The 24,564-nt window shown below is 42.9% G+C and carries 27 protein-coding genes; 6 read left to right on the forward strand and 21 right to left on the reverse strand.

Features of this window, described 5'->3' with window-relative positions:
- The first annotated feature begins 57 nt into the window (after positions 1–57).
- Both FLP08_RS11515 and FLP08_RS11520 read left to right on the forward strand, forming a co-directional pair.
- Positions 58–2,376 (forward strand): M28 family peptidase, encoded by a 2,319-nt coding sequence (locus FLP08_RS11515; RefSeq protein ID WP_156276888.1) that lies wholly within the window; start codon positions 58–60, stop codon positions 2,374–2,376.
- Between the two features lies 1 nt (position 2,377).
- Positions 2,378–3,184: a Rossmann-fold NAD(P)-binding domain-containing protein gene (locus FLP08_RS11520; protein ID WP_156276889.1), complete on the forward strand. Its 807-nt coding sequence runs from the start codon at positions 2,378–2,380 to the stop codon at positions 3,182–3,184.
- Between the two features lies 1 nt (position 3,185).
- Here FLP08_RS11520 and FLP08_RS11525 read toward each other — a convergent pair whose 3' ends face one another.
- The 15 genes from FLP08_RS11525 to FLP08_RS11595 form a co-directional block, all read right to left on the reverse strand.
- Positions 3,186–3,914, reverse strand: a complete 729-nt coding sequence (locus FLP08_RS11525; RefSeq protein WP_156276890.1) for a hypothetical protein — start codon at positions 3,912–3,914, stop codon at positions 3,186–3,188.
- A 69-nt stretch (positions 3,915–3,983) separates the two neighbouring features.
- Positions 3,984–5,207 (reverse strand): GTPase HflX, encoded by a 1,224-nt coding sequence (gene hflX, locus FLP08_RS11530; protein ID WP_156276891.1) that lies wholly within the window; start codon positions 5,205–5,207, stop codon positions 3,984–3,986.
- A gap of 123 nt (positions 5,208–5,330) precedes the next feature.
- On the reverse strand, positions 5,331–6,233 hold the full coding sequence (locus tag FLP08_RS11535) for a DUF3078 domain-containing protein (RefSeq protein ID WP_156276892.1): 903 nt from the start codon (positions 6,231–6,233) through the stop codon (positions 5,331–5,333).
- A 2-nt stretch (positions 6,234–6,235) separates the two neighbouring features.
- Positions 6,236–6,748, reverse strand: coding sequence for a DUF2480 family protein (locus FLP08_RS11540; RefSeq protein WP_156276893.1), 513 nt, complete (start codon positions 6,746–6,748; stop codon positions 6,236–6,238).
- 9 nt (positions 6,749–6,757) lie between these two features.
- On the reverse strand, positions 6,758–7,081 hold the full coding sequence (locus tag FLP08_RS11545; RefSeq protein WP_026914726.1) for an iron-sulfur cluster assembly protein: 324 nt from the start codon (positions 7,079–7,081) through the stop codon (positions 6,758–6,760).
- 1 nt (position 7,082) lies between these two features.
- Positions 7,083–7,505, reverse strand: coding sequence for a SufE family protein (locus FLP08_RS11550; protein ID WP_156276894.1), 423 nt, complete (start codon positions 7,503–7,505; stop codon positions 7,083–7,085).
- Between the two features lie 37 nt (positions 7,506–7,542).
- Positions 7,543–7,974 carry a hypothetical protein gene (locus FLP08_RS11555; RefSeq protein ID WP_156276895.1) on the reverse strand — a complete coding sequence of 144 codons (432 nt, stop codon included), beginning with the start codon at positions 7,972–7,974 and terminating at the stop codon, positions 7,543–7,545.
- An 81-nt stretch (positions 7,975–8,055) separates the two neighbouring features.
- Positions 8,056–9,030: a zinc metalloprotease gene (locus FLP08_RS11560; RefSeq protein ID WP_156276896.1), complete on the reverse strand. Its 975-nt coding sequence runs from the start codon at positions 9,028–9,030 to the stop codon at positions 8,056–8,058.
- Positions 9,031–9,331: 301 nt separating this feature from the next.
- Entirely contained in the window at positions 9,332–10,570 is a 1,239-nt protein-coding gene (locus FLP08_RS11565) for an aminotransferase class V-fold PLP-dependent enzyme (protein ID WP_156276897.1), read from the reverse strand.
- 24 nt (positions 10,571–10,594) lie between these two features.
- The gene (sufD, locus tag FLP08_RS11570) at positions 10,595–11,908 is read right to left on the reverse strand and encodes a Fe-S cluster assembly protein SufD (RefSeq protein WP_156277192.1); all 1,314 of its coding nucleotides are present in this window, start codon (positions 11,906–11,908) and stop codon (positions 10,595–10,597) included.
- A 76-nt stretch (positions 11,909–11,984) separates the two neighbouring features.
- The gene (gene sufC / locus FLP08_RS11575; RefSeq protein WP_156276898.1) at positions 11,985–12,734 is read right to left on the reverse strand and encodes a Fe-S cluster assembly ATPase SufC; all 750 of its coding nucleotides are present in this window, start codon (positions 12,732–12,734) and stop codon (positions 11,985–11,987) included.
- A 35-nt stretch (positions 12,735–12,769) separates the two neighbouring features.
- Positions 12,770–13,171: a hypothetical protein gene (locus FLP08_RS11580; RefSeq protein WP_156276899.1), complete on the reverse strand. Its 402-nt coding sequence runs from the start codon at positions 13,169–13,171 to the stop codon at positions 12,770–12,772.
- A gap of 23 nt (positions 13,172–13,194) precedes the next feature.
- Positions 13,195–14,640 (reverse strand): Fe-S cluster assembly protein SufB, encoded by a 1,446-nt coding sequence (gene sufB, locus FLP08_RS11585; protein WP_156276900.1) that lies wholly within the window; start codon positions 14,638–14,640, stop codon positions 13,195–13,197.
- Between the two features lie 30 nt (positions 14,641–14,670).
- On the reverse strand, positions 14,671–15,039 hold the full coding sequence (locus FLP08_RS11590; protein ID WP_156276901.1) for a four helix bundle protein: 369 nt from the start codon (positions 15,037–15,039) through the stop codon (positions 14,671–14,673).
- A gap of 37 nt (positions 15,040–15,076) precedes the next feature.
- A complete protein-coding gene (locus FLP08_RS11595) occupies positions 15,077–15,406 on the reverse strand; it encodes a HesB/IscA family protein (RefSeq protein WP_156276902.1) in 330 nt (109 codons plus the stop codon).
- Between the two features lie 222 nt (positions 15,407–15,628).
- On the opposite strand from FLP08_RS11595, the gene thiL reads away from it, so the two are divergent.
- Positions 15,629–16,684, forward strand: coding sequence for a thiamine-phosphate kinase (gene thiL, locus FLP08_RS11600; protein ID WP_156276903.1), 1,056 nt, complete (start codon positions 15,629–15,631; stop codon positions 16,682–16,684).
- Here the strand turns inward: thiL and FLP08_RS11605 are convergent.
- The 3 genes from FLP08_RS11605 to FLP08_RS11615 all read right to left on the reverse strand — a co-directional run bounded on the left by FLP08_RS11605 (position 16,681) and on the right by FLP08_RS11615 (position 19,168).
- Complete coding sequence (locus tag FLP08_RS11605; protein ID WP_156276904.1) at positions 16,681–16,932, reverse strand: DUF1660 family phage protein; 252 nt, start codon at positions 16,930–16,932, stop codon at positions 16,681–16,683. The genes thiL and FLP08_RS11605 overlap by 4 nt on opposite strands.
- A gap of 72 nt (positions 16,933–17,004) precedes the next feature.
- Complete coding sequence (locus tag FLP08_RS11610) at positions 17,005–17,784, reverse strand: alpha/beta fold hydrolase (protein ID WP_156276905.1); 780 nt, start codon at positions 17,782–17,784, stop codon at positions 17,005–17,007.
- 91 nt (positions 17,785–17,875) lie between these two features.
- Positions 17,876–19,168 (reverse strand): aminopeptidase P family protein, encoded by a 1,293-nt coding sequence (locus tag FLP08_RS11615; RefSeq protein ID WP_156276906.1) that lies wholly within the window; start codon positions 19,166–19,168, stop codon positions 17,876–17,878.
- Between the two features lie 123 nt (positions 19,169–19,291).
- Between FLP08_RS11615 and FLP08_RS11620 the strand changes: the two genes are divergently transcribed.
- Positions 19,292–19,810: a GNAT family N-acetyltransferase gene (locus tag FLP08_RS11620; protein WP_156276907.1), complete on the forward strand. Its 519-nt coding sequence runs from the start codon at positions 19,292–19,294 to the stop codon at positions 19,808–19,810.
- 4 nt (positions 19,811–19,814) lie between these two features.
- On the opposite strand, the gene FLP08_RS11625 is transcribed toward FLP08_RS11620, so the two are convergent.
- Genes FLP08_RS11625 through FLP08_RS11635 form a run of 3 tightly spaced genes read right to left on the reverse strand, consistent with a single transcriptional unit; the run spans position 19,815 to position 21,548 of the window.
- Entirely contained in the window at positions 19,815–20,105 is a 291-nt protein-coding gene (locus FLP08_RS11625; RefSeq protein ID WP_156276908.1) for a chaperone modulator CbpM, read from the reverse strand.
- Positions 20,102–21,022 (reverse strand): DnaJ C-terminal domain-containing protein, encoded by a 921-nt coding sequence (locus FLP08_RS11630; protein ID WP_156276909.1) that lies wholly within the window; start codon positions 21,020–21,022, stop codon positions 20,102–20,104. The genes FLP08_RS11625 and FLP08_RS11630 overlap by 4 nt, the downstream gene beginning before the upstream one ends.
- 16 nt (positions 21,023–21,038) lie before the next feature.
- Positions 21,039–21,548, reverse strand: a complete 510-nt coding sequence (locus FLP08_RS11635) for a DinB family protein (RefSeq protein ID WP_156276910.1) — start codon at positions 21,546–21,548, stop codon at positions 21,039–21,041.
- 265 nt (positions 21,549–21,813) lie between these two features.
- Here FLP08_RS11635 and FLP08_RS11640 point away from each other — a divergent pair, with 265 nt between their 5' ends.
- The gene (locus tag FLP08_RS11640; RefSeq protein WP_156276911.1) at positions 21,814–22,530 is read left to right on the forward strand and encodes a succinate dehydrogenase cytochrome b subunit; all 717 of its coding nucleotides are present in this window, start codon (positions 21,814–21,816) and stop codon (positions 22,528–22,530) included.
- A 3-nt stretch (positions 22,531–22,533) separates the two neighbouring features.
- Entirely contained in the window at positions 22,534–24,537 is a 2,004-nt protein-coding gene (locus FLP08_RS11645; protein ID WP_156276912.1) for a fumarate reductase/succinate dehydrogenase flavoprotein subunit, read from the forward strand.
- The last annotated feature ends 27 nt before the right edge of the window (positions 24,538–24,564 follow it).

The raw sequence follows: 24,564 nt of genomic DNA on the forward strand, positions 1-24,564 counted from the left end.
TTTCCTTGTCTATTCACAAAAATCTTATTTAACTTTAAGACCTTTCATCCCAGGTACATGAACACTAAACTATCCGGCTTAATCGCATTTCTTCTCATAATAGTTGCGGTATGGCTCAATTTTAATTTTCAGCAGCCAGATTACGATCCAGATTCCAGTAATTCCCTGACCCAATTCTCCACTTCGCGAGCTTTTGAGCATGTGGAAGCACTGGCCAGTGAACCTCATTATGTGGGTAGTCCGGCACACAGCAAAGCGCGTAACTACATTGTAGACCAGCTTCAGGAAATGGGCCTGGAAGTACAAACGCAGGAAGCTTATAGTCTGAACAAGGACGGAGTCCTTGCTAGGCCTCAGAATATTCTGGCCAGGATAGATGGTTCTGGCGATGGGGACGCCCTGATTCTAATGACACATTATGATTCGGCCATGCATTCTTCCTATGGAGCCAGCGATGCCGGCAGTGGCGTGGCTACAATCCTGGAGGGTGTTCGCGTATTCCTGAAAAAGAATGCCGAACACGAAAATGATATCATCTTATTATTTACCGACGCGGAGGAATTAGGCCTTAATGGCGCCAGCCTATTTATTGAAGACCATCCCTGGGCCGAAGATGTAAAACTTGCCCTTAATTTTGAAGCACGAGGTAGCGGCGGCAGCCCTTATATGTTATTAGAAACCAATGGCAAGAACGCCCGCCTTATTGAAGCTTTCGAAAAGGCGGGAGTAAAGTATCCCGTTACTAACTCCCTTTATTATAGCATTTATAAGATGCTTCCAAACGATACCGATCTTACCGTTCTAAGGGAAGAAGGAGATATCAATGGCTACAATTTTGCGTTTATAGATGACCACTATGATTATCACACCGCCACCGATATACCTAAAAATTTAGACAAAAAAACATTAAAACACCAGGGTGAATATTTAATGCCGCTTTTAAGTTATTTCAGTAACGCGGAACTGAATGATCTTTCCAGCGACAGGGACCTGATCTACCTAAGCCTGCCGTTTGGAGAAATGATAAGCTATCCCTTCGCGTGGATAAACCCTATGCTGGTCCTGGCAGGAGTTATTTTCCTGGCGCTAATCGTCTACGGTATTCGCCGGGAAAGGCTAAAACTTACAGGTATCCTGTTCGGGTTTATTCCCATGATCCTTAGCCTGGTGGTCTCAGGTTTACTGGTTTGGGCCTTCTGGAAATTCTGTCTTTTCATTTACCCGGAGTATGCTGAAATGGAACAGGGTTTTACCTACAACGGTTACTGGTATATTGGCATTGCCATTTTCCTCGCCCTCTCTGTCTGCTTTATGATCTACCACCTCCTAAGGCGCAGCCTGAGAACAGCTTCGGTATTCGTAGCCCCATTATTCCTCTGGCTTATTATAAGTGCGCTTATGGCGGTATATCTTAAAGGAGCATCTTATTTTGTGATCCTGGTCTATTTCGGGCTGTTGCAGCTATTCGTGATGATTAGACAGGAAAAGCCGAACCGCATCCTGATGGTACTCCTTTCCTGGCCGGCGATAATCATACTATTACCTTTCATCTGGAGCCTCCCGGTCGCCCTGGGATTAAAACTGCTCTTCGTGACGGGCATCCTTACCAGCCTGCTGTTCTTCTTATTTTTGCCGTTGTTCGGATATTTCAGAAGATTAAAATCCTTTGCCGTACTTTCTTTTCTCACTTTTAATGTCCTTATATTCGTGGCGCATTATTATTCAGATTTTAGCCCGGAAAGACCTAAGCCAAACAGCCTGGTCTACCTGCAGGATCTGGACCAGGATGTTGCCAACTGGTATTCTTACGATCACGAGATCGATGAATGGACGTCCCAATTTTTTGGAGAAGATGCTGAAGCCAGCTCACATGCCATTGCCAACTTCAGCAGTAAGTACGGCAGCAGCTTCACTTTTAAAGCTGAAGCACCAAAAATAAACATCCCGGAACCCGGGGTAATCATCGAAAAAGGCCCTGACAGCCTGGACAGGCAGAATTATATGCTGAAGATCGCTCCCAACCGCGATATCAATAAAATAGAATTATTCGAAACCAAGGATGTGGATTTTGAAAGTTTCAGAGTGAACGGCCTGGAAGCCAAAGATGTTTACCTGGGAGAAAATGCCTTTCATATGTTCACGAGGCGCTGGAAAGAGAGACTGCTCACTTATTATGCCTCCAACCGGGATACTTTAAGGATCGAATTCAGCATAGAAAAAGGGGACCGGCCAGAATTTGTAGTTTATGAATCGGCTTACGACCTTATTGGCAACGAAAAATTAAAGGTAAAGGAGCGTCCCCAGGGAATGATCTCCAGGCCTTTTGTACTAAATGACGCGACAATTTTAAAGAAAACAATTAGAATCAACGAATAGAATGAAGATAGCAATACTGGGATGTGGATGGTTAGGAATGGAGCTTGGAAAAAGGCTGAGAAAGGAAAACCATGAGGTAAGAGGTTCGGTAACCAGGGTTGAAAAACTTAGTGAAGTGAGGGCCGCGGGCATGATCCCCTACTCCATCAAATTATATGAACGGGGAATACAGGGTGATATTCGTTCATTCCTTTCGGGGGTCGAGGTACTGGTGGTAGATATTCCGCCGGGGCTAAGAAAGAATCCCGACATTAATTTTGTTAAGAAGATCGACAAGCTTATCCCTTATATTGAAAAATCTTATCTGCAGAAGGTGATCTTTACCAGCTCCACTTCGGTCTATAAGGACAGCTCGGCCATCCCTACTTACAAAGAAGATGCGAATACCAATAACGCTAACGATACAGCCATTCAGCTTCGCAATGCCGAATTGCTCTTCCTTAACAATGAAAGCTTCAATACTTCTGTTCTAAGATTCGGGGGACTTATTGGCGAAGACAGGCATCCTGTTACTTACCTGGCCGGCAGGGAAGGGATCAGTAATCCCAAGGCTCCGGTGAACCTGGTTCACCAGGAAGACTGCCTGAACGCGATCTTCAAACTAATAGATATGAAAAAGGACAATTCTGTCTGGAACGTGGTTTATCCCGAGCATCCAACCAAGGAGGAATATTATTCCAGGATCGCCCAGGAAAGGAATCTGGCGACCCCGAAATTCGACCATTCCGAAAATTCTTTGGGAAAGATCATTAGTTCAGAAAAACTACAACAGAAGCTGAATTTCGAATTCTCCAGGTCTATCTGGTAAATTATTTCGAGTAAGCCGAGGCGTACGGTGACCAGATCTCGTAAATAGGATCTCCCTTGGAACTTTTTCCGGAGTGATGCCACTGGCCGTCCTTAAGCTGGAAATCGAATCCTAGCTTCGCTCCAACCCGATTATTATCCCTGGAGAAAACCTCGATATTTTCGGTGTATTTACCATTTTCTGCGGAATAGGTTCCTGCTCCTGAACCGTAGAACTCTTTGGTGGCAGAATTAAAGGCCACCCACTGGAAGCGGTCACCGCCAAGTATTTTTATCGTCCTGCGATCGCCGGGCTTCATTTTATCTATTTTCCCATCGCGTTTTCTGCCGGTGATCACCCAATTACCATTAAGGGAATTCTCGCTATCTGAGATCTTTTCCCATACCTGCACTTCTTTGACCTCGTTGATCTTTATTTTATTATCGCCTTGGAAAGTGAGTTTCGGGTCACGGGTATCGCCAATAGCCTCGGGAAGCTTGGTGTTAAAATCCTGGGTGGCGGTATAATCACCATTGCTGTAATCATATTCACCGCCAAGCGCCCATAGAAATTCTCTGGAAGCCAGTTCTTTGGCAGCTTCAGCGAAATAATTATCCTGGTAGATCCGGATGATTTCCTTATCTGTGATCTCCTTCCCATTTTCTTCTACCAGTTTCCAGGAACCTTCCAGGGACTGGGCAGAAAGCACTATTGAATTAAAGAATATCGCAAGTATGACAAGCTTTTTCATAATTTATAGGTTTTTGGTTCCTATAAATTTAAAAAGATGTCCAGCAAATTCAGTTAAAGCTTTATTAAGCTATTCCTTCTCCTCGCCGTATTTATCGTATTCGGGGTACAGGAAATTGTTATAGGGGAACCTGGTAATATGTATCTCCCTAACCGCCTCGTATACCTTTTTGCGAAAATGCTCCATGTTCTCCTTGTTCAGGGCCGAAATAAAGAGGGCATTATCTCCTACCCTGTTCATCCAGGTCTTTTTCCATTCCTTAAGGGTGTAATGCGCTGAAGTCTTTTCGGTAATAAGGTCGTCCTCGTCGATCTTTTCCGGCTCATAGGCGTCGATCTTGTTAAAGACCATGATGGTTGGTTTCCCAATGGTCTCGATCTCGGTAAGGATCTGGTTTACCGAGTTGATATGATCCTCGAAGTTAGGATGAGAAATATCTACCACATGCAGAAGAAGGTCGGCTTCGCGAACCTCATCCAAAGTAGATTTAAAGGACTCTACCAGCTGTGTAGGTAGTTTCCTTATGAATCCTACCGTATCACTTAAAAGGAACGGCAGGTTGCGTATAACGACCTTTCTAACGGTGGTATCCAGGGTTGCGAACAGCTTATTCTCGGCAAACACCTCGCTTTTGCTTATCACGTTCATCAAAGTAGATTTTCCAACGTTGGTATATCCTACCAGGGCTACACGAACCAACTGCCCGCGGTTCCCGCGTTGTACTTCCATCTGCTTATCTATGGTCTTAAGTTTTTTCTTGAGCAGGGAGATCTTATCACGTACTATCCTACGGTCGGTCTCGATCTCTGTCTCCCCAGGACCACGCATCCCGATACCCCCACGCTGTCTTTCCAGGTGAGTCCACATCCCGGCAAGTCGAGGTAACAGGTATTCGTACTGGGCCAGTTCTACCTGTGTTCTGGCATAACTGGTCTTGGCCCTCTGGGCGAAAATATCCAGAATAAGGCCAGTCCTATCAAGGATCTTACACTTCAGGATCTTTTCTATATTTTTTTGCTGAGCCGGTGATAGTTCATCATCGAAGATCACCGCCCCAATATCGTTTTCTTTAGCGAATTCTCTTACATCTTCCATCTTTCCTGAACCAATAAAAGTTTTAGGATCGGGACGTTCCAGGCGCTGAGAAAATCTATTTACCACTTCCCCACCGGCCGTGTAAGTAAGGAACTCAAGTTCGTCAAGATATTCTTCCAGTTTGTCCTGGTCCTGATCTTTGGTAACTATCCCAACTAATACAGTTCTTTCGTAAGCTAAATCGGTCTTTTCAATCATAAATGCAAAGGTAATCAATACAAAGCTATCAGTTTAACACTGAAAATACTTCAACAAAAATTTAACTGAAAAAGGGCCCGTAATGATTGCGGGCCCCTGTTTTATTTAATATTTTCTAAAGACCTAGAAGCCAAAATTGATTCCCAGACCAAATACTTCCCTTATCTGGAAAGCGCCGACGGCATTATCATCATAAATGGCCTGGAAAACTAAATTTGCAGATAGGTAATCGTTGATTCCCATAGTTACGTTCAGCAGATAATCTATATCTATGTTCCCTGGTTTATCCAGGTAGTTTGAGTAAAGAGATATAGTGTGCTCCATGTTCACGTTCTCCAGGATCTCATATTTTGAATAGGCACTTAGAGAAGCACCAAGTTCAAACCTCATGGATTTGCCCTCGTCCACGCCAAAATAATCACCGTCTACATAACCAGGACGGGTAGTGAAATCTTTATCTACAAAAATGAACCTCGCGGTTGCAGGTGCGAAGTTCACGAACAGGTCGTCACTTTTCTTCCATAGAATTCCGGGCCCGGTCTGTAAATAAGCGGGGGACATGAAGTCTGAGATCTCTGTTCTTATAGTTTCTCCGGTATCCGGATCTTCGCTAAACGCATATCCTTTGTCGAACTGGGTCCTGAAGTTAAGGAACCAGGAATAGAAGAAATTGGAATCCTGAATATTCTTCCCGGCAATGGAATTGAATTCCAGCCGGTCACTGGTCTTCCTGGTAAATTCGTCATCCTTCACCTTGGTAAGACCGTAATTCCCATAGATACGGTTATCCCAGGTAAAATCATCCATCTTGTAATTGAACTGGTAGTCTACAGAAAGGTTTCCAGCGATACTTGAAGTACCCCCGCCGGTCCACTCCTTGTTAAAAGCCGACTGGTTAAAAAGCAGTTGTACAGTTCCTTCTTTCCGCCAGCCGTTCGGGATGGTATCTTTTTCTTCTTCTTCCTGTGAAAAGGCAATTCCAGAGCAAAAAAGCAATGAAAAAGCTAAGAGTAAAGTTTTCTTCATATTTAATTTTTTGGTTGTTTGTATAAGGGTACAGAGGAACATGCCTCACCATACATCAGGCTTTTCACGATAGGTTGGAGCTTATTTATAAGGAAAATATACGCATTTTTTGGCACAGGCTTATTTGAACAACCCTTAATAATTACCGGTTTGTCCTTTAGATCTGAAACATCCATGTTCTGGATGACTTCCTGGTAAAGATGACTTTCCAGGTTTTCGAGGTCTCCTATCACCACCTTTTTCGCAAAAGGCTTGAGGTAGGTAGACAGCAACATATAGGCCCATGCAGGAACAATGGCCTCGGTAGAACAATGCAGGGCCACGAACTGATCCTTATACTGTGACCAGTCATGCTCTTTAGCCTGTTCCCTGAAATCTTTCTCTCTCAAAACGAATCCCTCTAAAAGCCACTGACTTATATCAAAAAGAAACCTTTGACCTTTTGGATAGTAATCCTCAAGATTAAAGGTTATCAATTTACTTTGAGCGACTCGATTTACAATCTCTTCCGCCATAATTCTATTTTATAAAAGCCCCAGCTCCAGCTTCGCGCCTTCGCTCATAAGATCCTGGCTCCATGGCGGATCAAAAGTGATCTCCACTTCAGCATCCTTTACCATATCCAAAGACTTTACCTTCTCCTCCACTTCTAACGGAAGTGTTTCTGCCACCGGGCAGTTTGGAGTGGTAAGGGTCATTAATATCTTTACATCATAATCTGTACTAACCATAACATCATATATGAGCCCAAGCTCATAGATGTCTACAGGGATCTCCGGATCGTAGATCGTTTTAAGAACAGTTACGATCTTTTCCCCTAATTCCTGTGTATTTATTTCCTGTTCCATTTTAGTTCAATTGAGTTTGGTATGCTACAGCATACATTTTTAGTTGTTTGATCATGCTCACTAGTCCGTTGGCACGGGTTGGAGAAAGATGCTCCTTTAGCCCGATCTCATCGATGAACTGGGTGTCTGCTTCGATGATCTCCGCAGGATGCTGATCTGAAAATACTCTGATGAGGATGGCTACGATCCCCTTGGTTATGATCGCATCACTATCTGCAGTAAAAACAAGTCTATCTCCTTCAAGTTCAGCATGTACCCATACCTTACTCTGGCAACCTTTAATAAGGTTCTCGTCTATCTTGTACTTCTCGTCAATAAGAGGCAGGGATTTCCCAAGCTCTATCATATATTCATAGCGCTGCATCCAGTCATCGAACATCGAAAACTCATCGATTACCTCCTGTTGTTTTTCCTGAATCGTCATATTTCAATTTTACGCAAAAGTACAATAAGAAGAAGTGCTATTCAACATTTTCTGCCAATCTTAAGATAGCCTCTACTAATGGCTTAACCTCAGCCGGCGGATTCCCATGATCGAAGGAATTAGTCTTGTAAATCGTATCATTCTTACGAACACTTAAAATTGCATGCAGAGCTGCATCTGAAGCCCTGGAATCTGAGGGCGCCTTTAACTGGCTTATTTCTGAAACTTCCATTACCTTTATAGTATTCAAAAGCTCTTTCCATTCTTCTGAAGTTATCTTACTGGAACTCTCGCTTGCATTCAGGCCGGTACTTTTAATCTCGATATTTTCAGGAGTAAGCGTATACATTGTGGAAGAGCCCCTGGTAAAGGTCTCATAGCTTACAGATTCAACCGAAGCAGCTTCCTGATGGGAACAATCGTTTGCCGCAAATAGAATTATTAGAAAGGTAAAAAAGCTGAATTTCATAGGTTTTAGGTTTTAGATAAGAGCATATTACAAAAAAAGGCGCCACATGGGCGCCTCTTTTATATTTTATTAACTGAAAGCTTAGTCTGCCATCGTCGCACGGAATCCTCCGTTAGCGAATACAGAAAGCATTCTTGATTTCTGACCTTCAGTAAACATGTTAAGACATGGGTCATCTGAGTAGTCCATGAAGTTCATGGTCATATCTGCAGAACCACAGTTCACGGTTGGGTAAGATGGACATCCTCTAGAAGGACCATCAGAATCTGGAGTATCTGCTACATAATCTGTAGCTCCACATCCACCATCACCCCAAATGTGACGAAGGTTCAGCCAGTGCCCAACTTCATGAGTGGCCGTTCTACCAGTAGAATACTGAGTAGTTCCTGTAAACCTGTGATCCATTACCACACCATCTGTAGCCCAGCTTCCTCCAGGAAATTGTGCATAACCAAGGATGTTACCACCACGGTACGGCATATTACTTACTACCCAGATGTTCAGGAATTCCTGTGGGTTAACCACATCAGATCCATCGCTTGAAGAGAATTTCATGGAATCGTCTGGTCTCCACTGGCGCTTTTTGGTTTTTACACGAATTACGTCTTCAAGAACGAAACGAATTCCTACGTTAGCTTCTACAGCCGCAAACTCAGAAGGAATGGAATTTCTGCCAGGGTTGTTAAGGCTGAAATCTTCGTTAAGGGCTGTAACCTGGTCCTGAAGCTGAGAAAGTGGGATGTTCTCATCTGCACTGTTGTAAAGTACGTGGAAAACGATCGGGATCTCAATCTTCCCATCGGCAGCCAGACGCTTGGTCCAACCATTACTCAGGGCTTTTTGGGTATGTGCCTCTACTGCGGCCATTTTTGTAGCTAATTCTGGGTTTTCAGCCATTTTTTCTTCCAGCACTCCCATCGTTCCACATTGGTCCTTGGCTATGGCCAGGGTCTCCTGTTCAACCGCCAGGGTTTCATCTACAGATTGTTCTGAAGACTTCTCACAGGAAGCGAAGATAAGGGTCAGGGCCGAAGCCAGTAAATAGATTCTTTTCATTTAAAAAAAGTTTTAGGGTTAAAAATTGTTTTCCGTCGGAAAATTCTGAAACGTATTAGCCAAAAATAGAATATTACCGACTTTCTAATTGTTTGGTTTTTTGCTTGTGTTTTTTGGCACTATTTCAGAGTTTTTTCTGAAAAATACGAGTCGAATATAGCTAAATATTTAAGTATTTCTTAACGCTAAAGACAGGAAAACTTAACCTAAACCCTGTATTTCATCGATGAAACCAGCCCATTTGTCGCCTGAGCGAAAATGTTAAAACTTGAGAAAATTTAAATTTTTAAGAAAAAGCTTGCTATTGAAGCATCATTTTAGCCTTTTTCACGCCTTCTATAAAGAGGTCTATCTCGTGAAAAGTGTTATAGAATGAAAAGGAAGCTCTTACCGTCCCGGGGATCTTGAAGAAATCCATTACCGGCTGGGCACAATGATGCCCGGTTCGTACGGCGATACCCATTTTATCGAGCAGGGTACCCAGATCATAAGGATGCAGACCTTCAATATTGAAGGAGATCACCGCGGTCTTTTCAGCGGCCTCCCCATAGATCTTCATGCCTTCGATCTCTTTCAGCTTTGTGGTAGCGTAATCCAGCAGCTCATGCTCATAAGCTGCTATTTCTTTAAAGCCGATATTGTTCATATAATCCAGGGCCGCTCCAAAAGCGATCCCTCCGCAGATATTTGGGGTACCGGCTTCAAATTTATGAGGCAGACCGGCATAGGTGGTCTTTTCGAAAGAAACGGTGGCGATCATTTCCCCTCCTCCCTGATAAGGAGGAAGTTTTTCCAGCCACTCTTCTTTTCCGTATAGAACCCCAACTCCCGTTGGGCCGCACATCTTATGAGCAGAAACCACGTAAAAATCCACATCAAGCTCCTGAACATCGGCCTTGATATGGGGTGCCGCCTGTGCGCCGTCAATCAGGACTGCAGCACCTGCAGAATGCGCTTTATCAATGATCCTCTTTATAGGATTTACCGTTCCCAGCGCATTGGAAACATGGTTAAGAAACACCAGTGTCGTAGCCGGACCAATAAGCTTTTCGAATTCAGAATAAATAAGTTCCCCATTTTCATCCATAGGGATCACCTTCAGCTTGGCTCCGGTCTTTTCGCAAAGCATCTGCCATGGAACAATATTCGAGTGATGTTCCATCGCCGAAACCAGGATCTCATCACCTTCAGATAGAAGCGAAGAAAATCCATTGGCTACCAGATTGATTCCATGGGTGGTCCCGGAAGTGAATATGATCTCGTGGGCCTTTTCCGCATTAAAATGCTTCTGGATCTTGATCCTGGCCTGCTCATACTTATCGGTCGCTTCCTGGGAAAGGGAATGCACGCCACGATGAATATTGGCGTTATAGTTAGAGTAATAATCCACGATCGCATCCATCACCTGCTTAGGCGTCTGGGCTGTGGCCGCATTATCAAAATAAACCAAAGGATAGCCATTCACCTTACGGTTAAGAATTGGGAAATCCTCACGGATCTTTTCTACCTCGAAAGTCTTAGCCTGAGTTTGCTGACTCATCCTTTAAGTTATTTTGAATTTATATTATAGATTAAAGCCCATTTCTACCTCCAGCTTAGAAGCGATCAGTTTATTGATCCTCTTCTTTACCTCTGGTATCTTTACGCTTTCCAGTACGTTATTAGCAAATGCGTACATCATCAACGCCCTGGCCTCTTTTCTTGGAATACCCCTGGACTGAAGATAGAATAGCGCCTCCTCATCAAGCTGCCCAATGGTACAACCGTGGCTACATCTTACATCGTCGGCAAAGATCTCCAGCTGTGGCTTGGAATTGATGGTCGCTTTATCGTCTGCCAGGATATTGTTGTTAGACTGGTAGGCATTGGTTTTCTGAGCCTCCTTCTCTACCACAACCTTTCCGTTGAAAACGCCGGTAGAGCTATCTCCAAAAATACCCTTGTAATCCTGGTGGCTTTCACAGTTAGGCTCGATATGGTGTACCAGTGTATTGTGATCCACATGTTGTTTATCCTCGATAATGGTCACCCCTTTCATGGTTGAATCTATACGCTCCCCACTCTGATAGAAATTAAGGTTGTTACGCGTTAGTTTCCCTCCAAAGGAGAAGGTGTGCACAGAAACATTGCTTTCAGCTTTCTGGTTGATAAAGGTATTATCTATCAACGATGCTGAATGCTTATCGTTCTGGATCTTGTAATAATCTACAAAGGCACGACGATCTGCGAAGATCTCGGTTACCGAATTGGTAAGCACAGGATTCTCGGTAAGGCTTTGATGTCTTTCGATGATCTGCACATGAGAATTCTCGTCTACCACGATAAGGTTTCTTGGCTGAAGCAGTAAAGCAGATTCATTTCCAGTGGCGAAATTGATGATCTGTATTGGCTTATCTGCCAATTGGTTCTTATTGATGTGGATAAAAGCACCTTCACGGGCGAATGCCGTGTTAAGGGCATTAAGTCCAGATTTTGGAGCTACTTTATTGTAGTAGTTCTCGATAACCGGACGATATTTATCCTTGTTCAAGGCCGAAGACATCAGGCAAACATCTATCTTATCGTGAGTTGTTTGCGAAAGATGGGAAGAATAGATCCCATCGATGAAAACCAGGTTGTAAGTGTCTATATCGTGAATAAGATACTTCTTGATGTCCTTATACTCGATCGCATCTTCCTTCTTAGGGAAGAAACTGTAATCGTGTTTAAGTACCGAATTCAGTGAAGTATATTTCCAGTTCTCATCTTTCTTGGTAGGGAAACCAAGTTTTTCAAAATCCTTGATCGCCTCGTTCCTTAAAGCGTCTAACCCATTATCTGGATCAAGGCTTTCTTCAAAGGCCAAAAATGATGAGATCAATTTATCTTTTAATTCCATTTTTTTCAATTTCATGTTCAAATTTCAAATTCAAGATTATCTTTTCGGTAATGTTGAATTCTGAATTTTGAATAATTTAAACTGCTCCTTGCTTTACCCAGTCGTATCCTCTTTCTTCAAGTTCGTAAGCCAGCTCTTTTCCGCCAGACTTCACGATCTTTCCGTCTACAAGTACATGCACCACATCTGGCACGATGTAATTAAGCAGTCTCTGGTAGTGCGTAATAAGCAGTACCGCGTTATCTTCTCTTCTAAGCTTGTTCACACCGTCTGCAACCACTTTAAGGGCATCGATATCCAAACCTGAATCTGTCTCATCAAGAATTGAAAGCTTAGGATCCAGCATCGCCATCTGGAAGATCTCGTTACGCTTCTTCTCACCTCCAGAAAATCCTTCGTTCAGTGAACGGGAAAGGAATTTCCTGTCTATTTCCAGCATTTCCGACTTTTCGCGGATCATTTTCAGCATTTCGTTCGCCGGCATGTCTTCCTTGCCATGAGCCTTACGCTGGGCGTTGATGGCTGTCTTAATAAAGTTGGTTACAGAAACACCAGGGATCTCTACCGGATACTGAAAAGAAAGGAAAACTCCTTTGTGAGATCTTTCTTCCGGATCCATTTCGGTAAGGTCTTCACCTTCAAAGATCATCTCTCCCTCGGTCATTTCGTACTCTTCCCTACCAGCGATCACTGAAGACAAAGTACTTTTACCCGATCCATTAGGGCCCATGATTGCATGAACCTCTCCCGGTTTGATCTCAAGATTGATCCCTTTCAGGATTTCCTTATCTTCTATGCTGGCGTGTAAATTCTTTATTTTAAGCATGTTTATCAATTCTGAATCTGCCTGGGCAGATTGATTTAATTTTTTCTTTTATTATCTTTTATCGTATCTGAAACTTTCGCTACTTCTGGAGTTTCAACTATTTCAAGGATCTCGATCACTTCTTCCCATCCTTCCTGTTCCGGGTTCGGCTGAATTTTCGCTCTCACTGTTACCGGGATCATTTCAAAATCATCGGTTTTAAGCGGCGCGATCCTTTCTGAAAGTATCTGGCTCATCGAGTCCAGGGTCACCCCGTAGACAAAGTTCTCACCTCTTATCACCGCAGCATCTGCCGCGTAGATGAACTCACCTTCCAGAACCTGGATACTATCGGGAACTTTTTCGGCCTGTGGAGCATCCATAAGGTCCTTACGTTCCTCATCCTGGCAGGAAAAGAGCATCGAACTTATAAGCAATAATCCAAATAACTTTTTCATAGCAAATCTCACTCTAGATCTAATTATCCAACTGAACCTTCAAGCGAAATTTCAAGTAATTTTTGAGCTTCGACCGCAAACTCCATCGGTAACTTGTTCAATACTTCCTTACTGAAACCATTTACGATAAGCGCGATAGCCTTTTCGGTATCTATACCTCTCTGGTTACAGTAGAAGATCTGGTCTTCCCCGATCTTACTGGTGGTTGCCTCATGCTCTACCTGAGCAGATTTGTTTTTCACCTCGATATATGGGAAAGTATGCGCCCCACATTTGTTCCCCATCAACAAGGAGTCACATTGTGAGAAGTTACGTGCGTTCTGAGCCCTACCGTTAATCTGTACTAACCCACGGTAAGAGTTCTGTGATTGTCCAGCAGAAATACCCTTGGAGATGATGGTACTCTTGGTATTCTTACCAAGATGGATCATTTTGGTTCCTGTATCGGCCTGCTGCCAGTTGTTGGTAACCGCGATGGAGTAAAATTCTCCTACCGAGTTATCCCCTTTAAGGATACAGCTTGGATATTTCCAGGTTACGGCAGATCCTGTTTCTACCTGTGTCCAGGATATCTTCGCGTTCTTTTCGCAAAGCCCTCTTTTGGTCACGAAGTTAAAAACTCCACCTTTACCTTCTTTATTTCCAGGGTACCAGTTCTGTACGGTACTATATTTTATTTCAGCATCGTCTAAGGCGATAAGTTCTACCACCGCCGCGTGAAGTTGATTCTCATCACGGGTTGGAGCAGTACATCCCTCAAGGTAACTTACATAACTTCCTTCATCGGCCACTACCAGTGTTCTCTCGAACTGCCCTGTTCCAGCCTGGTTGATTCGAAAATAAGTAGAAAGCTCCATTGGGCAACGCACCCCTTTCGGAATGTAACAGAAAGAACCATCACTAAATACCGCCGAATTCAGGGCAGCATAGAAATTATCTTTCTTCGGCACCACAGAGCCGATATATTTCTTAACCAGCTCAGGGTGTTCCTGTATCGCTTCAGAAATTGAACAGAAAATGATCCCTTTTTCGGCTAGTGTCTTTTTGAAAGTGGTAGTTACAGAAACTGAATCCATAACCACATCTACTGCCACCCCGGCAAGTTTTTTCTGCTCGTCCAGGGAAATACCAAGCTTTTTAAAGGTGTCCAGCAATTCCGGATCTACCTCATCAAGGCTCTCGTATTTTGGTTTCTTGTTAGGTGCGGAATAATAAGAGATGTTCTGGAAGTCCGGTTTTGGGTATTTTACATTCGCCCAGTCCGGCTCCTCCATTTTCTGCCATTCGCGAAAAGCTTCCAGGCGCCACTCGGTCATCCATTCCGGCTCTTCTTTCTTCTTAGAAATTGCTCGCACGATATCTTCGTTCAAGCCCACAGGAAAGGTATCAGACTCTATATCTGTATAAAATCCATACTCATACTCCTTGGTTTCGAGCTCTTTCTTTAAATCGTCTTCAGTATATGCCATATTCTGTTTTTAAAGTTGGAAGGTTAAAAGTTACAAAGTGGTATCCAGGTACTTAATCAACCCGCTGATCATTTTCGAAATCTCATTTACCCTTGCACTCAACCTTTCAAAATCTTCGCTTGTTATATATTTTAAATCCTGTGCTAAATAAAGCTGTGACCGGAACTCCCCGGCCGAACCTTTAGCCACATATAAAAAACGAATAAATTCTTTCGTTGTCCCTCTTTCAAAACCTTCCGCAATATTGGAGGTTATTGAAATACTGGACCTTCTTATCTGACTTTTTAAATCAAAATCTGCTTTGAACAGACCTTTATCGCTTAATGTATAGATCTCAGAATTTAATTCCCTCGCCTGTTGCCAGGCTTTTATTTCTTCGAAAGAACTAAACTTCGACATCTACTTTAAGAACTTTTAAACTTTAGACTTTTTCACTTTATAGCGAAAAACTCTCCCCACATCCACAGGTTCTCTGGGCGTTAGGGTTGTTAAAAACGAAACCCTTACCATTCAATCCACCGGAATACTCCAAAATGGTTCCGGCCAGATATAGAACACTACGTTTGTCTACAACGATCTTTACATCGTTGTCCTCGAAGACTTTATCGCCTTCGGCCTGGCTTTTATCGAACTTCAATTCGTAAGATAAACCAGAACAACCTCCGCTCTTCACACCTACACGAACGTAATCGGCTTCAACGTTGAAACCTTCTTCGTTCATCAGGGCGGAAATTTTACTTTTAGCCTCTTCGCTAACTTTAATCATAAGTTATAAAGATTAATTCTAAATTGGGCACAAATATACTACAAAGCATGTGTTTTACCATAGGCAAAGCATATGTTTTAAGAATTGAATTATAGAGCCGGTCAATTAGATTACAGCCCCTGATCCAAGCCATTTTCAGGCATATTTCAACCTTAAAGCTTTTAACACATTCTTCTTCATTGAATTTTATAATCGTACTTTTGCATTTTAAAATTCAATTGCATGTTTGAGAATAGTCAGGAAAGCAGGACAAACCTTTCAGAATTAGGGGAATTTGGATTGATAGACCATCTTACCAAGAATTTTAGTCCAAAACTGGAATCTACCGTAAAAGCTATTGGCGACGATGCCGCGGTTCTGAATCTGAAAAACAAGCAAACGCTGGTAAGCACAGATCTTCTGGTGGAAGGCGTACATTTTGACCTGGCTTATATGCCGCTCAAACATCTTGGATACAAGGCAGTGATGGTGAACCTTTCAGACATCTACGCCATGAACGGGACCGCCACCCAGATCACAGTTTCCATTGCCGTTTCTAATCGATTCCCTGTAGAAGCACTAGAAGAGCTTTATGCCGGCATTCAACTGGCCGCTAAAATGTATAATGTAGATGTGATTGGAGGTGATACCACCTCTTCGACCTCGGGACTGCTGATCAGCGTTACCGCCATTGGTGTTGCCGAAAAGGATGAAGTGGTTTACAGAGACGGAGCAAAAGCGAATGACCTGCTGGTGGTGACCGGAGATCTTGGTGCTGCTTATATGGGCTTACAGGTACTGGAAAGAGAGAAGGAAGTTTTTAAAGCCAACCCTAACTCACAGCCAGACCTGGACCAGTATACTTACCTGATAGAAAGACAGCTAAAACCAGAAGCCCGAAAGGATATTCCACCGCTTCTAAAAGACCTTGAAGTAAGACCAACTTCCATGATCGACATTAGCGACGGACTTTCTTCTGAGATCATTCACTTATGCAAGAATTCAAAACTCGGAGCGAACCTGTTCGAGGAAAAGATCCCGTTGGATCCTGCGGTAATATCGGTTTGTGAGGAATTCGAAATAGACAGCACCATGATCGCGTTAAGCGGCGGTGAAGACTACGAACTTCTGTTCACGATCTCACAGGATGATTACGATAAAATAAAAGGGAATCCGCATTTAACGGTGATTGGTCATATGACCGAAGAAAATGAGGGCATGCATCTTATCACCAGGGCGAACCAGAAACTGCCATTGATCGCCAGGGGCTGGAATTCCATGGAAAATAAGGAAGACTAAGAAGCCTTCGCAAGAAAAATACGCTTGCGTCTTTCGTGGATCTTCGCAAGATACGCATTGGTTTCTTTGAATTTTGGGGTAAGTCTTGCCAGAAGGCCGTCTGCGGTATCGGTCATCTCCATCCCGCATTTTTTACACCTGTACTCATGCACATGATTGGTGATGTTTTTTGATACTCTTAATTTGTGACCGAAAACGCTGCAATAAACCTTCGCAAATGAAAACAAAGTAGGTTGTTGTTTATTCATATAAGCTTAAGATTCTGGTTTCTAGATTACTAAACTATAAAAAAAAGTTAATGATTCGACAAAAAGCGTTAATTAATCGATGAAATGCATAATTTTCAATAAATTATCGGGATCTTCCATGTAGGAATTATGACCGTTTTCCAGGCTAATGAATTCACAGTCGCATCCCCTGGCAACCCCCTCTATTTCATCAAAGTCCAGTATAGGATCCTGTTTTCCGGCTACGATTATCTTCTGTTTTTCAAAGGCTTTCAGCTCTTCTAAATAATTTGTGCGAATTTTCATACCTTTTAAAGCCGCCTGCACATTTTTAGCCTTCATATTAACCGCACGGGACTTCAAAGCTTCAATTTCTTCGGCAAGATTCTCCTTGCTGCTTTCAGAATAAAGATTTGTAATGGCCATTTTGATATAGGCCTCTTTATTCCTCCCGACCAGTTTAACAGATCTTTTACGTATTTCCTGTTTTTCCACAGTATCCTCAACCGGTGTTGAATTAATCAACATTACGCTCTTTAATATCATAGGAAAATTCTTCAGAAATTCCAAACTTACATAACCTCCCATGCTATGGCCGGCAATGCTAAGCTCCTTTATTTGCAGTGTTTGCAAGACTTCGCGAACCACATTGGCCATCAGCGGCATGTTATGTATCTCGGCCACTCCGGCTGATTTCCCATGACCGGGTAAATCAATGCAAATAACCTGCCGTTCTTTTTGGAGTTCTTTAACAAATGGTATCCAGATCGATGAATCTTCCAGGAAACCATGTAACAAAACCAGCGGCACTTTTACCCCGCTTCCTTCATCCCAATAATGGATCTTCGCTCCTTTATAATCTAATACTGCCATGCTTAAAATTAAAAAACCGCGAACCCTAGAATAAGAATTCAGGAATTCGCGGCAAATTTTGAAGTTTAAATTATCCTTAAATCACTAAGGATTAAGAGTTCATGATATCTTCAATTTCTTCTATCTCTATAGGGATATTCCTCATCAGGTTAAAAGGCTCTCCTTTTTCCTGTATCACCACGTCGTCTTCCAGCCTTATTCCGAAGCCTTCATCTGGAAGGTAAATTCCCGGCTCTACGGTGAAAACCTGGTTAGCCTGCATAGGCTCGGTTAAAATTCCGTAATCGTGAGTATCAAGCCCAATATGGTGAGAGGTACCGTGCATGAAATATTTCTTATAGGCCGGCCAGTCCGGATCTTCGTTCTGTACATCTGCCTTATCCAACAGCCCAAGTTCAAGCAATTCTGAAGTCATCATTTTGCCGACCTCAACGTGATACTCCTTCCACATAGTTCCGGGAACCAGCATTTTAGTAGCCTCTTTCTTCACTTTGTTCACCGAATTGTAAACCTGCTTCTGCCTGTCTGAATATCTTCCTGAGACAGGGATGGTTCTACTAAGATCACTGGAATAGTTGGCGTATTCTGCGCCGGTATCAAGGAGAATAAGGTCCCCATCCTTACACTGATGCCTGTTCTCTATATAGTGCAGCACATTCGCATTGTTCCCGCTGGCGATGATAGGCGTATACGCAAAACCACGAGAGCGGTTCCTTATCATTTCGTGGTAATATTCTGCCTCGATCTCGTATTCCCAAACACCTGGTTTCACGAATTTCAAGGTTCTTCTAAAAGCCTTTTCGGTAATATCACAGGCCTTTTGCATAAGGTCCAGTTCTATCGGGTCCTTAACCGAACGCAATCTTTGCAGGATAGGATTGGCCTTAGCCACCTGGTGTGCTGGATATTTCTCCTTACACCATTTAATGAAACGATCATCCCTGGTCTCGGTAGCGTGGTTCGCACGGTAATGTTCGTTGGTATTGAAATAAACCGTATCACACTGGGTCATCACCTCAAAAAAGATCTTTTCGAAGTCCTTCATCCAGTAAACGGTCTTGATGCCACTAACTTCCAGCGCATCTTCCTTGGTTAACTTGGCACCTTCCCAAACAGCGATATGTTCATTGGTTTCAGTTAGAAAAAGTATCTCGCGATGTTTTTCCTCGGGCGCATCTGGAAATAGAACCAGGATACTTTCTTCCTGGTCTACGCCGCTCAGGTAAAAGATATCACGGTTTTGCTGAAAGGGCATGGTACTGTCTGCACCAATCGGGTATACATCGTTAGAATTGAAAACCGCCAAACTTTTCGGCTTCATCTTCTGCATGAAGTTTTTGCGATTCTTTATAAAGAGTTTCGAGTCTATTCTATCATATTTCATAAATAAAACTTTTCAATTTTTTCAAAATTAAAGGATTTAAATGCAATAGCTAGAAAAGGAATTTAAAATTTTAGATAAGACCTCCTTTTCCTACTTTAAACTGTTATTTTTCATCAAAAATCCATGGTAACCTATAAAACATTCGAAACCGAGAGATTGCTTATAAACCCCACCTCCACTGAAGATGCAGGATTTATTCTGGAACTGCTTAACTCACCTAAATATGTAAAGTTTGTAGGTGACAAAAAGCTCAAAACAAGTGAGGACGCCGAAAATTATATAGAAAAAAGGATGATCTCCCAGCTTGAGAGATTGGGTTATTCCAGTTACACGGTAATCCGAAAATCAGATCAAACAAAAATAGGCTGCGTGGGATTATATGATCGTGAGGGTGTAGATGGGATCGATATCGGCTATAGTTTCCTTCCCGCTTTTGAGGGAAAGGGTTATGCCTTTGAAGCCGCCGCCGGGCTCAAAAAAGCGGCGAAAGAAGTTTTTGATCTAAAAGACCTGAAGGCGATCGTGGTGAAAGAAAATACAGGTTCCAGGAAACTGCTGGAAAAACTCGGTTTTGATTTCAGGGAGATCATTCATATCCCTAATGATCCCAACGAGCTTATGCTCTATATTCTTAAATTATGAACCGCTATTCGTAAAGACCCAGCCGGTTGCGCAAGCGTAAATTATCCTGTTGCAGTTCCTTTATCTGGTTAAGCAGGTGGTTCACCGCCTCAAGCCCTTCAAGGTTGATATCCAGATCGCGGTGCAGCCTCATCATCCTTTCAAAATTGGAGAGATGGTCGCAATGTATATATTCGGTTTCTTCTTCTACCACGATCTCAATGATGCCACTTTCGTAAAGTGAATTTATGAATTGACGCTGCACCTTGTAGCGCACACAGATCTCTTCGGCAGGAATTAGATCATCCTTTCTCATATCCCCGTTTTTTTAAGTTCTTCAAAAATTTCTTTCTGCCTGGCCGTAAGATTTTCCGGCACCTTCACTTTATAAGTGATGTACAGATCACCAAACTGACCTTCCTTTTTGTACTTCGGAAAACCTTTAGCCTTAAGCTTGACCTTACTATCATTCTGGGTTCCAGGCTTAACTTTGAGCTTTACTTTTCCGCGGAAAGTATTCACATGAATCTCTCCCCCAAGTGCTGCTGTGGTAAGGGAGATCTCCTGGGTGGCATATAGATTCTCTTTCTCTCTTCTAAAACTGGTATCATTAAGAATTTTGAAGGTGATATAAAGGTCGCCTTTAGGTCCACCCTGTACCCCCGGTCCTCCATGACCCTTAATCTTGATGGTCTGACCATTCTCCACCCCTGCCGGAATGGTTAGCCTGATATTCTTCCCGTTCACGGTGAGGGTATGTTTCTGGCTTTCGTAAACATCGCTTAGCCTAAGCTGAAGTTCAGCATTAAAGTCCTGACCCTTGAAATGTCTTCCACGATGGGCACCCTCTGCTCTAGCTCTACCACCAAACATCTGTTCGAAAAAATCTGAAAAGGTATCATCATCAAAATTTCCGGAATAGGAATAAGACTGTCCGCCTCCGCCAAAACCTCCACCAAAACCACCACCGGCTCCCTGTTGCCTTTTGGCCTGTTCGAATTGTTCAGCATGCTGCCAGTCTTTCCCATATTCGTCGTATTTCTTCCGCTTTTCGGGATCGCTCAACACCTCGTGAGCTTCGTTTATCTGCTGAAATCTCGCCTGGGCCTCCTTATCATTTGGGTTCAGGTCGGGATGATATTTACGTGCCAGCCGCCGGTAAGCCTTTTTTATATCGGCTTTGGATGCTGACCTATCCAGTTCTAAGAGTTTGTAGTAGTCTATAAATTCCATTTATTTAAAACGGTTTTTAAGTTTTGAACACACCCGAATCTACTTCTTTATTTTTCAGCTGGCTTTCTATCAAGCCAATCTGCCCAATATGGTAAATATCGTGCTGGATGATGCCATTTAAAAGATAATCAAAATTATATTCCTTTCCACTTACCTTCTTCTGCAGGTAAGAATCATCCTTTTTCGCATTTAGTTGCTCATAGATATTTCCCTGGGCAGCCACGAGCTCCCTTTTAAGTTCTTCCCATTCTTCCTGGGAATGAACGTTGATCTCTGGCCAGTCTTCCGGGGTGTCTATTTCGATATTATAGCTTTCATTTTCCTTTAATTTCTCGACGGCATATCTCTTCCATGCGATAAGGTGGCCAACTATCTGGGCCACGTTATGAGACTCAGGAATACAGGTCTTATAGCCTATCACATAAGGCAGGTTCTCAAGTTTTCGCATTACTGAATCTCCAAACCATGGCTGCCCCTCGAAGGTTTCAGACATGGACTTTATTATTTCTTCGGTTAATTTCTTCATCGCTGGATTTAGTGTAGACTGAAATTACAAAAATTGACCTATTGCCGCAGTTAAGCTTTTCCCAAATCCAACCTAAATAAGCCCCAACGACCGGTGTACGGGATTTTGAGGCCCATTTTCCAAACTTCTCTTACTCAAAGATTCAACAAATTATAAAGTACTTTAAATTAGTTCTAAATAGATAGGAAAAAGCCAGTCAAAGTTTGCCAAAAATTAGAATGAAGCGTATTTTTGCTGCACTTTATCAAAATAATTCAAAAAATTTATGGCGAAATCTGCGCTTTTAAAGTCATCACTGGCGAAAAAATACTGGATGGCTTTCACAGGCCTTTTTCTGTGCCTGTTTTTAGTGGGACACCTCTTTGGAAATCTTCAACTCTTAATTCCGGTTAGCGAAGGAGCAAGAGACCAGTTCAATGAATACGCGTTATTCATGACTACCAACCCGGCCGTAAAAGTATTATCCTATCTAACGTATATAAGTATCATCTTTCATGCGATAGACGGAATTTTACTTACGCTGCACAATCGTAAAGCGAGGCCTCAGGGTTATGTAAGTTTCAAACCTTCTACCAACACCATGTGGTCCTCAAGAAATATGGGAGTACTGGGAACGGTAATTCTTGCCTTTATCGTGGTTCACATGACCATGTTCTGGGGAGAGATGAAATTTGGAGGACTGGATGATACCGTCTATACTACCGCGAATGGCGAGGAAGTTAAGGATCTTTACACCTTAACGATTAAGACCTTCCAGGACGCGCAGTACGGATTGCTTTGGGCTATAGCTTACGCGGTTGCGATGCTGGCCATTGGCTTCCACCTGTCTCACGGATTTTCAAGCGGTTTTCAGTCATTAGGAGTGAATCACCCAAAATATAACGGGTTTATCAAGAAATTCGGATTTGCTTTTGCGGTACTCGTTCCGCTGGCTTTCGCTGTAATACCTTTTTATATTCACTTTGTACTAGAAAAAATTTAAGCTATGGGAAATTTCGAATCTAATGCACCTAAAGGCCCATTGGCAGAAAAGTGGACCAAACATAAGAATGACATAAACCTGGTAAACCCGGCGAACAAACGTAATATAGACGTGATCGTGGTGGGAACAGGACTTGCCGGTGGCAGTGCCGCCGCAACTCTTGCTGAACTGGGTTATAACGTAAAAACATTCTGCTATCAGGATTCACCTCGTAGAGCGCACTCTATTGCTGCTCAGGGTGGGATCAATGCAGCGAAGAACTACCAGGGAGATGGGGATTCTATCTACCGTCTTTTCTACGATACCATTAAAGGTGGTGACTACCGTTCAAGGGAATCTAACGTATACCGCCTGGCTGAAGTTTCAGGAAATATCATCGACCAGTGTGTGGCGCAGGGAGTGCCTTTCGCACGTGAGTACGGTGGACTTCTAGATAACCGTTCTTTTGGTGGGGTACTTGTATCAAGAACCTTCTACGCAAAAGGACAAACCGGGCAGCAATTATTACTTGGTGCCTATTCAGCAATGAACCGCCAGATAAACCGCGGAAAGATAAAAGCTTACAACAGGCATGAAATGCTTGATATTGTAAAAGTTGACGGGAAGGCACGTGGAATCATCGCCAGAAACCTGGTAACAGGAGAACTTGAAAGACATTCAGCTCACGCCGTAGTAATTGCTTCAGGAGGTTACGGAAACGTATTCTTCCTTTCTACCAATGCCATGGGAAGTAATGTAACGGCCAGCTGGAAAATTCATAAAAAGGGAGCTTATTTCGCTAACCCTTGCTTCACCCAAATTCACCCTACCTGTATTCCGGTTTCCGGAGATCACCAGTCTAAGTTAACCCTTATGTCTGAATCCCTACGTAACGATGGTAGGATCTGGGTTCCGAAGAAAAAAGAAGATGCTGAAGCGATAAGGGCCGGGAAGAAAAAACCGACCGAGCTTTCAGAAGATGAAAGAGATTATTACCTGGAGAGAAGATATCCAGCCTTTGGTAACCTTGTGCCTCGTGATGTGGCTTCAAGAGCTGCCAAGGAACGTTGTGATGCCGGTTTCGGAGTAAATAAAACCGGAGAAGCGGTTTATCTTGATTTCAGTTCTGCCATCATGAGATATGGTAAGGAAGAAGCAACGACCAGAAAAATAAATAATCCTTCAGATGCTAAAATAAAGGAGTTAGGGAAAGAGGTTGTAGAAGCCAAATATGGTAACCTTTTCCAGATGTATGAGAAGATCGTAGATCAAAACCCATACGAAACTCCAATGATGATCTATCCTGCGGTTCACTATACCATGGGAGGTGTTTGGGTTGACTACAACCTGCAAACCACCATTCCTGGATGTTACGCGATAGGAGAAGCCAACTTCTCAGATCACGGAGCGAACAGGCTGGGAGCCTCTGCATTGATGCAGGGTCTTGCCGATGGTTATTTCGTATTACCTTATACAATCGGGAACTATCTTGCAGATGATATTAGAACCGGAGCTATCCCGACAGATAGTCCGGAATTCGAAGCTGCCGAGACCGAGGTTCGTGAAAGACTGGATAAACTTGTGAATAACAAGGGAACCAAGTCTGTAGATCATTTCCATAAATTACTTGGAAAGATCATGTGGAACAAGGTAGGAATGGCCAGAAACGAAAAGGGTCTCAAGGAAGCGATCAAGGAGATTAAAGAACTAAGAGAAGAATTCTGGAAAGATGTACGTGTTCCGGGAACAGTTAACGAAATGAACGCCGAGCTTGAAAAAGCAGGACGTGTAGCAGATTTCCTTGAACTTGGAGAATTATTCGCTAAAGATGCTCTTCACAGAAATGAATCCTGTGGTGGTCACTTTAGAGAAGAATACCAGACTGAAGAAGGGGAAGCCCTTCGTGATGACGAGAACTTTATGTATGTAGCAGCATGGGAATACACAGGGAACCCTGCAGATGCTATTCTTCATAAAGAAGATCTGGACTATGAAAATATCGAAGTAAAAACAAGGAGCTATAAATAGATTTGAGATTTGAGGTTTAATCATTGG

This window comes from Christiangramia aestuarii, assembly GCF_009735585.1.
GTDB classification, from domain to species: domain Bacteria; phylum Bacteroidota; class Bacteroidia; order Flavobacteriales; family Flavobacteriaceae; genus Christiangramia; species Christiangramia aestuarii.